General features: G+C 63.3%; 11 protein-coding genes. 10 read left to right on the top strand and 1 reads right to left on the bottom strand.

Annotated features, from left to right (window positions below):
* Positions 1–523: 523 nt before the first annotated feature.
* The gene (locus tag VOI29_RS16010) at positions 524–1,429 is read right to left on the bottom strand and encodes a LysR family transcriptional regulator (protein ID WP_323780724.1); all 906 of its coding nucleotides are present in this window, start codon (positions 1,427–1,429) and stop codon (positions 524–526) included.
* Positions 1,430–1,598: 169 nt separating this feature from the next.
* Between VOI29_RS16010 and VOI29_RS16005 the strand changes: the two genes are divergently transcribed.
* From VOI29_RS16005 to VOI29_RS15960, 10 genes are all read left to right on the top strand, one after another.
* Positions 1,599–5,018, top strand: a complete 3,420-nt coding sequence (locus VOI29_RS16005) for an indolepyruvate ferredoxin oxidoreductase family protein (protein WP_323780721.1) — start codon at positions 1,599–1,601, stop codon at positions 5,016–5,018.
* 263 nt (positions 5,019–5,281) lie between these two features.
* Positions 5,282–6,160: a lysophospholipid acyltransferase family protein gene (locus VOI29_RS16000; protein ID WP_323780729.1), complete on the top strand. Its 879-nt coding sequence runs from the start codon at positions 5,282–5,284 to the stop codon at positions 6,158–6,160.
* Positions 6,161–6,169: 9 nt separating this feature from the next.
* The gene (murI, locus tag VOI29_RS15995; RefSeq protein WP_323780718.1) at positions 6,170–6,979 is read left to right on the top strand and encodes a glutamate racemase; all 810 of its coding nucleotides are present in this window, start codon (positions 6,170–6,172) and stop codon (positions 6,977–6,979) included.
* Positions 6,980–7,092: 113 nt separating this feature from the next.
* Entirely contained in the window at positions 7,093–8,121 is a 1,029-nt protein-coding gene (gene argC, locus VOI29_RS15990) for an N-acetyl-gamma-glutamyl-phosphate reductase (protein WP_323780716.1), read from the top strand.
* Between the two features lie 45 nt (positions 8,122–8,166).
* A complete protein-coding gene (ccmE, locus tag VOI29_RS15985) occupies positions 8,167–8,610 on the top strand; it encodes a cytochrome c maturation protein CcmE (RefSeq protein ID WP_323780713.1) in 444 nt (147 codons plus the stop codon).
* Between the two features lie 207 nt (positions 8,611–8,817).
* Positions 8,818–9,429: a holin-associated N-acetylmuramidase gene (locus VOI29_RS15980; protein WP_323780711.1), complete on the top strand. Its 612-nt coding sequence runs from the start codon at positions 8,818–8,820 to the stop codon at positions 9,427–9,429.
* On the top strand, positions 9,420–9,995 hold the full coding sequence (locus tag VOI29_RS15975; RefSeq protein ID WP_323780708.1) for a holin family protein: 576 nt from the start codon (positions 9,420–9,422) through the stop codon (positions 9,993–9,995). The genes VOI29_RS15980 and VOI29_RS15975 overlap by 10 nt, the downstream gene beginning before the upstream one ends.
* Positions 9,996–10,073: 78 nt before the next feature.
* A complete protein-coding gene (locus VOI29_RS15970; RefSeq protein WP_323780705.1) occupies positions 10,074–12,038 on the top strand; it encodes a heme lyase CcmF/NrfE family subunit in 1,965 nt (654 codons plus the stop codon).
* A 2-nt stretch (positions 12,039–12,040) separates the two neighbouring features.
* Complete coding sequence (locus VOI29_RS15965) at positions 12,041–12,514, top strand: cytochrome c-type biogenesis protein CcmH (RefSeq protein ID WP_416361545.1); 474 nt, start codon at positions 12,041–12,043, stop codon at positions 12,512–12,514.
* A 105-nt stretch (positions 12,515–12,619) separates the two neighbouring features.
* On the top strand, positions 12,620–12,928 hold a 309-nt coding region (locus tag VOI29_RS15960), incomplete at its 3' end, for an enoyl-CoA hydratase/isomerase family protein (protein ID WP_323780727.1).

Raw genomic sequence — 12,928 nt, 5'->3', positions numbered from 1 at the left:
CCGGCGCCGCGGGATGGGGGCCGCGGCGCCGGGCTTCAGGCTTTTGAAAGCGCCGCCGAAAGCGGCCGGCGCAGACCAGAATGGTTAAAATGCAAGCATTACGAATGCTGCGGCTGCAAACCGGGCAAAAAAAGGCGCCAAATATGCTGCAGTGCAGGTAGAGAGAATGTGCCGGGCATTGCGGGCCAGCGGCGTATCCTGCGGGGGCGGGGCGCCGCTGGCAGCATTTGCGGCGGTTGCCTGATTGTGGCGTGATGCCATGGCGTTAGGCCAAAAAAAAGGCCGAGCACTAAGCTCGGCCGAAGTCCAACAGGGAGGTATGGAGGGGGGGCGAAGCCGCCGCCTCCATGACCTTCATTTAGGGTGCCGGGCCTGCCCCTTCAAGGGGATTGACGCTAAACAAGGGTCAAAGCTGCTATGCGGAAATTGCATGGCTTGGGGGCTGCTCCGGTTCGAACTATCCAAAACGGGCCAAACCCCGGCCATACAGTGCAAATCCGTTCCGCTGATGTGCTGGCGCGGGTCAGAGTTTGCCCAGCTCTTTCATATGTTTCCGGTGCGCCATGATTTCGGATTGCACGAAGTCGCGGAACGCGCCGACACGCTGCGAATGGCGCAGTTCTTCGGGATAGGCGAGGTAGACCGGAACGCTGTGCTGATCCTCTTCCGGCAGCAATTCGACCAGCTGCGGGAATTCCTCGGTCACATAATCCGGCAGAATGCCGACACCCAGATTGTACAGAACGCTCTGCAACACGCCGAAATAGTTGTTGACGGTCAGCAGCGACCCCGGGTTCAGCGCCATCAGCTTTTTGCCCAGCACGGCAGCGGAGCCCACTTGGGCAGAGCGCTGGTTCTGGCAGATCAGCCGGTGCCGGGAGATGTCTTCAGAGGTTTCCAGGGGGCCGCGCTTTTTCAGATAGGCCGGCGAGGCATATAGCCCCATCCGCACGGTCATCAGCCGCTTGCGCACCAGATCGGCCTGGCTGGGCTCCTTCATGCGGATGGCCACATCAGCCTCGCGCATGGGCAGGTCCAGAACACGTTCCTCCAGCATCAGGTCGATTTTCAGATTGGGGTATTGCTCATACAGTTTGGTCAGCCGCGGCGCCAGCCACAGGGTGCCGAACCCGACCGTGGTGGTGACCCGCAGTTCGCCGAACACTTCCTCCTCGCTGTCGCGGATGCGGGCAGAGGCGGCTTCAAGCCGTGTGGACATGGATTGGGTGGCGTCAAACAGCAGCTCTCCCTGTTCGGTGAGAATCAGTCCGCGCGCATGCCGGTGGAACAGCGTCGTATTCAAGGCCTCCTCCAGCGCCCGGATCTGGCGGCTGACCGCCGATTGCGACAGATTCAGCCTGTCACCGGCATGGGTCAGGCTGCCCGCATCGGCCACCGCGTGAAATATTCTGAGCTTATCCCAATCCATATGCGTTACTTTCTGTGCGTTTGGGGCCGACCGTATGAAATCTTAGTTATGTATCAGTTTTCGTGGCGCAAGCGAGCAAAAACGAAAAAAAAGCGGCTATTCAGGTCAGTAGTTATGACCTATTCTCAGGGCCATAAAGTGCAAGCTAATCCCGGTTGAGGAGGCCATGATGAGCACGCCGAAAATCTCACTCAATGACAAATACGACCTGACGAAATCGCCGGTGCTGCTGAACGGCACCCAGGCGCTGGTGCGGCTGATGCTGATGCAAAAGCACCGCGACCAGGCGGCAGGTCTGAATACCGCCGGACTTGTCACCGGCTACCGCGGCTCGCCCCTGGGGGCAGTCGACCTGCAAATGAGCAAGGCCGAGAAACATCTGAAGGCGGCGGATATCACCTTTCAGTACGGTCTGAACGAGGACCTGGCGGTAACCGCCCTGTGGGGCGCGCAGCAGGCCGAGGTCCGCGGCGAAGGCAAATACGACGGCGTGTTCGGCCTGTGGTACGGCAAGGGGCCGGGCGTGGACCGCTCCGGCGATGCGATCCGCCACGCCAATATGGCCGGCTCGTCCAAGCACGGCGGCGTTCTGCTGGCGATGGGCGACGACCACACCGGCGAAAGCTCCACCGTGCTGCACCAGTCGGAATGGTCGCTGCTGGACTGCTACCTGCCCATCGTCAGCCCGGCCGGGGTGCAGGAAATCCTGGATTACGGCATTTACGGCTACGCGCTCAGCCGGTTCTCTGGCCTGTGGACCGGTCTCAAGACCATGAAGGACACCATCGAGGTGACCTCGGTTGTCGATGCCCGCCCGGAGCGGATGCAGCTGGTGATCCCGGACTTCGACATGCCGGCAGACGGATTGAACATCCGCCTGGACGACGACCGTTTCCGCCAGGAAGACCGCATTATCGACTACAAGCGCTTTGCGGCCGAGGCGTTTTCCCACGCCAACAAGATGGACAAACGCATGTGGGGCAAGCCCGGTGCCAAGATCGGGTTCGTTGCCGCGGGCAAGAACTGGCTCGACCTGGTGCACGCGCTGAAACTGCTGAACATCGACGAGACCATGGCCGAACGCCTCGGGCTGACCACCTATAAGGTGGGCCAGACCTGGCCGATGGACATGAAGGGCTTTCACGACTGGGCCGAAGATCTGGACCTGATTGTCGTGGTCGAGGAAAAACGCAAGCTGATCGAGATCCAGATCAAGGAAGCGATCTTTGACGACCGCCGGGGCCGCCGGGTCTATGGCTGGTACAAAGGCGGTGCCGGCAGCCTGCACCGCGAGGAGCTGTTCCCGACACGCTATGCGCTTGACCCGATCATGATTGCCGAAAAACTGGGCGGTATCCTGATCGAGGAAGGCCGCGAGACCGAGGCTATCCGCGCAGGCCTGGAAGGTCTGTCCGAAGCCCGCCGCGCCGACAATGCCGAGGAAATCGCCACCCGTTTGCCCTACTTCTGCTCGGGCTGCCCGCACAATTCCTCCACCAAACTACCGGAGGGCTCGCGCGCCTATGCCGGCATCGGCTGCCACTTCATGGTGCAGTGGATGGACCGCGAAACAACCGGCTTTACCCATATGGGCGGCGAGGGCGTCAACTGGGTCGGCGAGGCGCCGTTCTCAAACCGCAAGCATGTGTTCCAGAACCTTGGCGACGGCACCTATAACCACTCCGGCGTGCAGGCGATCCGTGCCGCGCTCGCCGAGGGGACCAACATCACCTACAAGATCCTTTATAATGATGCGGTTGCGATGACCGGCGGGCAAGCTGCCGAGGGCGGCCTCACCGCGCAGCAGATCGCGCATGAGCTGACCGCAATGGGCGTCAAGACCATCGCCGTGGTCTATGACGAAAAAGAGGATGTGGACGCCGCGCTGTTTCCAGCGGGCATGCGGATGCACGAACGCGCCGAGATGATGAAGATCCAGCGCGAGTTCGAACAGGTCGAGGGCGTCTCAGCTATCATCTACATCCAGACCTGCGCCGCCGAGAAACGCCGCCGCCGCAAGAAGGGCCAGTTTCCGGACCCGGACCAGCGGGTGTTCATCAACACCGATGTCTGCGAGGGCTGCGGCGATTGCGGGGTGCAGTCGAACTGTGTGTCCATCGTGCCCAAAGACACCGAACTCGGCCGCAAACGGGCGATCGACCAGTCCTCCTGCAACAAGGATTTCTCTTGCGTGAACGGGTTCTGCCCGTCCTTTGTGACGGTGGAAGGCGCGAAGATCCGCAAGGAGGCGACGGCGGATATCGACCTGCCGCATCTGCCCAAGCCGCAGCTGCCCGCCATTGACGGCACCCACAACGTGGTGATCACCGGTGTCGGCGGCACCGGCGTGGTGACCATCGGTGCGGTGCTGGCACAGGCGGCGCAGATCGACGGGCTGGGCGCCGGGCTGATGGAAATGGCCGGTCTCGCCCAAAAAGGCGGTGCAGTGCATATCCACTGCCGGATTGCACAGACACCCGAGGATATTTCGGCGATCCGCGTCGCCACCGGCGAGGCGCATGCGCTGATCGGCGGTGACCTGGTGGTCAGCGCCGGCGCCAAGACCCTGGGCCTGACCTCCACCGGCCGCACCGGCGCGGTGGTGAACAGCCACGAGATCATCACCGGCGATTTCACCCGCAACACCGAGTTTGCCATTCCCACAGACCGGCTGCAGGTGGCGCTGCAGGCGCGGCTGCGCGACCGGGTGGATCTGTTCGATGCCTCGGAGCTGGCGCGCGCCACCATGGGCGACTCGATCTTTTCCAACATGATGGTGTTCGGCGGCGCCTGGCAGCGCGGCCTGGTGCCGGTCAGCCACGCGGCTATCGAACAGGCGATTGAAATGAACGGCGCCGCGGTGGACCGGAACAAACGTGCCTTTGACATCGGCCGCTGGGCAGTGCTGCACCCGGAAGAGGCGGCAAAGCTGATCCAGCCAACGGTGGTGGACAAGCCGAAGACGCTGGACGAGAAAATCGCCTTCCGCGCCGATCAGCTGGTGGCCTATCAGGGCAACGGCCTGGCCAAACGCTATGCCAGGCTGCTGGAGGGCATCAGTGATCCCGCTCTGAAAGAGGCGGTGGCAAAGGGCTATCACAAGCTGCTGTCCTACAAGGACGAATACGAGGTCGCCCGCCTGCTGCTGGACAGCCGCGCCAAGGCGGAAGCAGAGTTTGAGGGCGATCTGAAACTCTCCTACCACCTGGCGCCGCCGATGCTGAGCGGCACCGATCCCAACGGCCGCCCGAAAAAGCGCAGGTTCGGCGCCGGCATGGAGCGCGGCTTCCGTTTGCTGGCCAAGCTGAAACGCTTGCGCGGCACGCCGCTTGACATCTTTGGCTATACCGCCGAGCGCAAGATGGAGCGCGCGCTGATCAAGCAATATGAGGCTGACATGAAGGAATGGCTGCCCAAAGCAGCGCCCGGGATCCTGGAGCCGCTGACGGCATTGGCTGAACTGCCGCTTTCGATCCGCGGTTTCGGCCCGGTGAAGATGGCGAATGAGCAGAAGGCCGCAAAACGCCGCGAGGAGCTGCTGGCCGCGCTGCGCCAGGGCGGCGTGCCGATCAAAGAGGCCGCGGAATAATCACAAGGGCAGGGCGGGGCACTCCCGCCCGCTCCGGACCATCCGCAGGATGGCCCCTCCCGGTTGGGCCCGGCGCCGCGCTGACGCGCGGCGTTTGCCATTCCTCCTCCGCTCTGCTTCTTTCTGGTCAGAACTACTCCGGGGTCCGGGGCAGCGCCCCGGCCGTCCCTTGCTGCAATTCGTCACGCCCCTGTTGCGCAACCGTTGCATAATATGCCCCAGGCCGTATCTGGCCGGTGATGCAAGACGGAGAAGCCATACAGATGCACGCGCAACGCCATATAGCCCGTGATATTTCCTATGCCCATTCCGCCTCCACCCGCGCCGGCCGCGCGGTGATCCGGCTGATGGAGAACTCCACCGGGCGCCTCAGCCTGATCCGCCGCGCTGCCGGTTATGAGCAGGAGGTGGCCGCGGGCCGCAGCTTCTGGTCCGTCATGGCGGACCGCTATGGGCTGACGCTGGATGTGGCAGGCGGAGCGCTGAGCAATATCCCGCAGGACAGGCCGGTTATCCTGATCGCAAACCACCCCTATGGCATTCTCGACGGGCTGATGATGGGCCATATCCTGGCCCAGACCCGCGGCGATTTCCGCATTCTGGCCAACCACGTGTTCCGCAAGGCCGAAGACCTTAACAAGGTGATCCTGCCAGTGGATTTCGCCGATACCAAGGAGGCGCTGCGCACCAACCTGGAAACCCGGCGGGAAGCACTAAACTACTTGGGGCAGGGTGGCGCCATCGGCATCTTTCCCGGCGGCACCGTGTCCACTGCGGCGCACCCCCTGGGCCAGCCGATGGATCCTGGCTGGCGCGGCTTCACGGCGCGGATGATTGCTAAGTCCGATGCGGTGGTGGTGCCGGTGTTTTTTGACGGCCATACTTCGCGCCTGTTCCAGATTGCCAGCCATCTGCATGCCACCTTGCGCATGGGGCTGCTGATCAAGGAATTTCGCAAACGTATCAATACGCCGGTCAAGGTGGTGATCGGCGCGCCGATTGGCGGCGAGGTGCTCGGCCCGCTGGCGGGCGATACAAAAGCTCTTATGGATTTCTTGCGCAAAGCGACGTATGAGCTGTCACCAGTACCGCTCGACCCGCAGGTTTACGGGTTTGAGTTCGAAGAGAAACACCGCGTGTGAGAGAGCTTTATGGCTGTTGGCATCTTTGATTCAGGTTTGGGCGGGCTGACCGTCCTTGACGCGGCGCAGAAGCGCCTGCCGGATGTGGATTTTCTGTATTACGGCGACAATGCCCGCGCGCCTTATGGCGTGCGCGACGCCGAGGATGTCTATCAGCTGACCAAAGCGGCGGTCGAAGACATGTGGAGCAAGGGCTGCGATCTGGTGATCCTGGCCTGCAACACCGCCTCGGCGGCGGCGCTGCGCCGGATGCAGGAAGGCGGGCTGCCCAAGGGCAAACGGGTGCTGGGTGTCTTCGTGCCGCTGATCGAGGCGCTGACCGAGCGGCAGTGGGGCGACAATTCGCCGCCGCGCGAGGTTGCGGTTCAGCATGTGGCGCTGTTTGCCACGCCTGCCACTGTTGCCAGCCGCGCCTTTCAGCGGGAACTGGCGTTCCGCGCGATCGGCGTTGATGTCGAGGCGCAAAGCTGCGGCGGCGTGGTCGATGCGATCGAGGACGGCGACATGATCCTGTCCGAAGCGCTGGTGCGCAGCCATGTGGATGCGCTGAAGCGCAAAATGCCCCACCCCGAGGCGGCGATCCTCGGCTGCACCCATTATCCGCTGATGGAAGAGACCTTCCAGGCCGCGCTGGGGCAGGAGGTCAAGGTGTACAGCCAGGGCAATCTGGTGGCCGACAGCCTGGCTGATTACCTGCAGCGCCACCCGGACATGTACGGTGCAGGCACGGGCGGCTATTTCACCACCGGAGATCCGGCCCGCGTCAGCGACCGCGCCACCCAGTTTCTCCGACGGGAAATCACCTTTCAGCCGGCCTGACCGCAATCGCCCCGGAACCTTGTTCCAGGGCAATCTGCGCGGGCGCATTTCCCCTATCCCTCTCCGCAGATGGCTGCGGAACCGGCATATCATAGTGAAAGACGAGGTCTGACATGACCCATAAAGTGGCTATCCTTGGCGCTTCCGGCTACACCGGCGCTGAACTGGTGCGGTTGATTGACCAGCACCCGAACATCGGCATCGCGGCGCTCTCGGCCGACCGCAAGGCCGGCATGACCATGGCCGAGGTGTTCCCGCATCTGCGCCATATGGAGCTGCCGGCGCTGTGCAAGATCGACGAAATCGATTTCTCGAACATCGACCTGTGTTTCTGCGCCCTGCCGCACAAGACCAGCCAGGACGTCATTGCTGCACTGCCCAAGACCCTGAAGATCGTCGATCTGTCAGCGGACTTCCGGCTGCGCGATCCGGCGGAATACGAGAAATGGTACGGCAACCCGCATGCGGCGCTGGAACAGCAGGCCGAAGCCGTCTACGGCCTCACCGAGTTCTACCGGGACGAGATCAAATCGGCCCGGCTGGTGGCCGGCACCGGCTGCAACGCGGCCACCGGCCAGTTTGCCCTGCGCCCGCTGATCGAAGGCGGCGTCATTGATCTGGATGATATCATTCTGGACCTGAAATGCGCCGTGTCGGGCGCGGGCCGGTCGCTCAAGGAAAACCTGCTGCATGCGGAGCTGAGCGAGGGCTACAATGCCTATGCCATCGGCGGCACCCACCGGCATCTCGGCGAATTCGATCAGGAATTCAGCAAAATTGCGGGCCGCCCCGTGAAGGTGCAGTTCACCCCCCATTTGCTGCCCGCCAACCGGGGCATTCTGGCGACCGTCTATGTGAAGGGCGATGCCAAGGTTATCCACGATACCTTTGCCAAGGCTTACGCAGATGAGCCGTTTATCGAACTGCTGCCGTTCGGTGAAGCGCCCAGCACCCACCATGTGCGCGGCTCGAACTTCTGCCATATCGGCGTGGCGCAGGACCGGATCGAGGGCCGCGCGATTGTCTTTGCCGCGCTGGATAATCTGACAAAAGGCAGCAGCGGGCAGGCCTTGCAGAACGCAAACCTGATGTTAGGTGAAACGGAGACCGAAGGGCTGATGATGGCGCCGCTGTTCCCCTGATCCGGGGGGGGGGCGCGCAATCAGGAGCCCTGAAATGAGGACACCATGAAAAACCTGAAGAAACAGCGCCGGATCCAGGTCATTGCCGTTGCCGCAGTGGCGCTGGTGGTTGCAACTGCCCTGATCGGCTATGCCATGCGTGACGGGATCAACTATTTCCGCTCGCCCAGCCAGGTGGCCGAGGCGCCGCCCGACCCCTCCGAAGTGTTCCGCATCGGCGGCCTGGTTGAGGAAGGAAGCCTGCTGCGCGGCCAGGGCGAAACCGTGCGCTTTGCTGTCACTGATGGCGGCGCGACGGTGCAGGTCGCCTATACCGGTGTGCTGCCGGACCTGTTTGAAGAGAACCAGGGCATGGTCGGAACCGGACGTTACGTGAACGGTGTCTTTGAAGCCTCTGAAATTCTGGCAAAACATGATGAAACCTATATGCCCAAGGAAGTCGTGGATGCGTTGAAGGCGCAGGGGGTCTATCAGGAGCCTGAAACCTGATACAGGTACCGAACCAAAACGCTCCCGCCCCAAAGGCGCCTCCCCGCGGGGAGGCGTTTTGCGTTGGGCCGGGCGCCGCGCGGTGCGCGGCGCGTCAGCGCCCCTGAGGCGGTGTTGCGCAGGGTGCGTACGCTGCTGTCAGGAGATCTTTCCGCATTTGCACGATGATTGCCCTGGATTGACCCGGTAGAAAAAGGGTGAGGTGCGATGCAGACTGTACAGGAAATCGCTGCGCAAATCGTGGCGCGTGAAGGCGGCTTTGTGAATGATCCGGAGGATCCCGGAGGGGCCACCAAATACGGGGTCACCATCGGCACCCTGCGGCGGCTGGGGCTGGATCTGACCGGCGATGGCACCGTTGATCCGGCCGATGTGCGGGCACTGAGCCGGGCGCAGGCAATTGAAATCTTCATCCGCCATTATTTCGAAGCGCCCCGGATCGCCGCCCTGCCGGAATGCCTGCAGGCGACGGTGTTTGACATGTTTGTGAATGCCGGCAGCAACGCGGTGCGCATCCTGCAGCGTTTGCTGTGCGAGATGGGCTACAGCGTTGCGGTGGACGGCACGATCGGGCCGCAGACAGCAGGCGCCGCCGCCGATGCGGCCGCCATTGGCGCAACCGCGCTGCGCGATGCTTACGGGGTGGCGCGCCGGAATTATTACTTTCGTCTGGCGGACCGCCGCCCGTCCAGCCGCAAATACGCCCGCACCCGCGCAGGCGGCAAAGGCGGCTGGATCAAACGGGCCGAGGAATTCCTCTCGCCGGGCTACCGCCTGAACCGGCAGTCCTTTCAGGAAAGGATCGCGGCATGGGGGTGATCGCTGACATTCTGGGGTTTGTTTTCGGCAGCCAGCGCAATGTCCTGCGGGAAACTGCCGAAATCTTTCGCGAAAACGCCGAAGCCGGTGCCGCCCGCGGACATGACGTGCGGATTGCAGCGCTTGGCCAGTTCGGCGGCGAATTTCAGCAGCCCGCGAAAGGCTGGTTCGACAGGTTCATGGACGGGCTGAACCGGCTGCCGCGTCCGATGCTGGTACTGGGAACGCTGGCGCTGATGGTGTCAGCGCTGAGCGACCCGGTGTGGTTTGCCGCCCGGATGCAGGGGCTGGCCCTGGTGCCGGAACCGTTGTGGTGGCTGCTGGGCGTCATCGTCTCCTTCTACTTCGGAGCGCGGCACCAGGTGAAGGCACAGGACTTTCAGCATGGGCTGGCCGCCAGCATGGCCCGGGTGCCGCAGGCCGTCGAAAACATCGCCGCGCTGGACAGGCTGCAGGCAGACTCCCCTGCGGCGGCCTCCACCGGCACTGACGCCGCGGCCCGGCTTCAGGCCACCGCTGCGGACGAAAATCCGGCGCTGGAAGCCTGGAAAGCCCGGCGCGGCTGATCACAATTTACCCGCTGCGGCGGCATGGCGCGGCGAATGCCATTGGCCCGCCCGGCGGACAGGCGTATAGGAAAACACATGATTACAGAGCTTGGCCACTTCGCCCTTATCCTCGCCTTCATGATTGCGATCGTGCAGGCCGTCATCCCCTTGATCGGCGCCCATAAACGCTGGCCCGGCTGGATGGCCGTGGCGGAACCGGCGGCACAGGCGCAGTTCCTGTTCACCGCCTTTGCCTTCGGGGCGCTGACCTGGGCCTTCATCACCTCGGATTTCTCGCTGAAGCTGGTGACGCTGAACAGCCATTCGGCCAAGCCGTTGCTCTACAAGATCTCCGGAACCTGGGGCAACCACGAGGGCTCGATGCTGCTGTGGGTGCTGATTGTCGCTCTGTTCGGCGCGATGGCCTCGGTCTTTGGCGGCGGGCTGCCGCCCACATTGAAGGCCCGTGTGCTGGCGGTGCAGGCGGCGATTGGGGTGGCGTTTTATGCCTTTATCCTGTTCACGTCGAACCCGTTCCTGCGTTTGACTGTACCGCCGTTCGACGGCCAGGATCTGAACCCGCTGCTGCAGGATCCGGGCCTCGCCTTCCATCCGCCGTTCCTTTACCTAGGCTATGTCGGGCTCAGCATGACATTTTCCTTTGCCGTTGCCGCCCTGATCGAGGGCCGCATCGATGCCGCCTGGGGCCGCTGGGTGCGGCCCTGGACGCTGGCGGCCTGGATCTTTCTGACCATCGGTATCGGGCTGGGCTCCTGGTGGGCCTATTACGAGCTGGGCTGGGGCGGGTTCTGGTTCTGGGACCCGGTTGAAAACGCCTCCTTCATGCCCTGGCTGCTGGCGGCTGCGCTGCTGCATTCCGCCATTGTGGTCGAGAAACGCGAAGCGCTGAAAAGCTGGACCATCCTGCTGGCGATCCTGGCCTTTGGCTTCTCGCTGATCGGCACCTTTATCGTGCGGTCGGGGATTATCACCAGTGTGCATGCCTTTGCCAATGACCCGGAACGGGGCGTGTTCATCCTGTTTATCCTGGCGTTCTTCACCGGCGGTGCGCTGACGCTGTTTGCCGCCCGCGCACAGGCGATGGAGGCCAAGGGCGTCTTTGGCGTGGTCAGCCGCGAAAGCGCGCTGGTGGCCAATAATATCCTGCTGGCGGTCAGTTGCTTTGTGGTTTTCTTCGGCACCGTCTGGCCGATCGTGGCGGAGATGGTCTTTGCCCGCAAGCTGAGCGTCGGCCCGCCCTTCTTCAATTCGGCCTTCACCCCCTTCATGGTGGTGCTGGGGCTGATCATGCCGGTTGGCGCCATGCTGCCGTGGAAACGCGGGCGGATCGGGCGCACAGCCTGGCAGCTGCGCTATGTCTTTGTGCTGGCGGTATCGCTGGGTGTGCTGGCCTGGGCGCTGCAGACCGGCAAGTCCGCGCTGGGGCCGGTGGGCCTGTTCCTGGGCTCCTGGATGGTATTCGGAGCGCTGGCTGATCTTTGGCTGCGCAGCGGAAAAACGGGCCGCCTGCAGCGGATGCTGCGGCTGCCGCGGGCCGATTGGGGCAAGGCAGTGGCCCATGGCGGTTTGGGCATCACCATCTTTGCCATCGCGGGCCTGACGGCCTGGGAGCAGGAGGATATCCGTGTGGCCCGGATCGGTGAACCCTTCGACGTCGGCGCCTTCACCCTGGTGCTGAAGGACGTCAGCCGCGAGCAGGGACCGAACTATTTCTCCAGCAAGGGCCGGGTGGAGGTGACCCGTAACGGGCGGCCCGAGGCGCTGTTGTTCCCGGAGAAACGCGACTATCCCGTCGCGCGGATGCCCACCACCGAGGCCGCCATTGATTACCGTGTCGCACGCGACCTTTATGTGGTGCTGGGCGACCAGCAGGCCGATGGCAGCTGGACCATGCGCACCTACATCAAGCCCCTTGCCAATTGGATCTGGGGCGGCTCGATCCTGATGGCGCTTGGCGGGCTTCTGAGCCTCAGCGACCGGCGCTTCCGTGTCGCTGCCGGTGCACGCAAATCGCCCTCTGCAGGAGTGCCCGCTGAATGAAATTGCGACGTCTGATCCTGGCCCTGGCGGCGCTGCTGGCCGTCTCTGTGTTTGCGCCTGCGCCGGTTTTGGCAGTGGAACCGGATGAGGTTCTGGCCGACCCGCTGCTGGAAGCCCGCGCGCGGGAATTGTCCAAGGACCTGCGCTGCCTTGTCTGCCGCAATGAAAGCATTGACGAATCCAATGCCGAACTGGCCCGCGACCTGCGCCTTTTGCTGCGCGAGCGGCTGCTGGCTGGCGACAGCGACCGCGAGGCCATGGCCTTTATCGTGGATCGCTATGGCGAATATGTGCTGTTGCGGCCCACCGCCAGCGGCGCCAATTGGCTGCTGTGGGCGGCAGCGCCGCTGATGCTGCTGGCCGCTTTGGTGATCGCTGTTTTCTATCTGCGGGGACGCGCCCGCGCCCCCAAAGCCGCCGAGCAGGGGCTGAGCGCCGAGGAGCAGGAGCGGCTGCGGAAAATCCTCGAGGATTGACGCCGGGTCCGGCTTTCCGGCGGCCGGGCTTTCCGTCACCATACCTGCAAACGGCCAGGCGGAACCGTCTTTGGCCCCTGAATGCAAGCTAGGCGAGGCACTTCGATGGACTATAAGGAAATCCTGTATTCTCAGCAGGACGGGCTGGCGGTTGTCACCCTGAACCGCGAAGCGCGCAAGAACGCGCTGAACAGCCGGATGCGGTCCGAGATCACCCATGCGATGCGGATGGCGGCAGGTGAAGCGCGGGCCGTGGTGCTGACCGGGGCGGGCGATGCCTTTTGCTCGGGCCAGGACCTGAGTGATGCGGGCAGCGGCGGCAAGCTCGATCTGGAGCGCACGCTGCGCGACGAATACCTGCCGATGCTGCAGGCGATTTATGACTGCCCGGTGCCGGTGGTGGCGGCCGTCAAC

The organism is Leisingera sp., from assembly GCF_034669605.1.
Classification (GTDB): Bacteria; Pseudomonadota; Alphaproteobacteria; order Rhodobacterales; family Rhodobacteraceae; genus Leisingera.
Note: the sequence above shows the minus strand (reverse complement) of the source record. Positions and strands in the feature narration are given on the sequence as shown.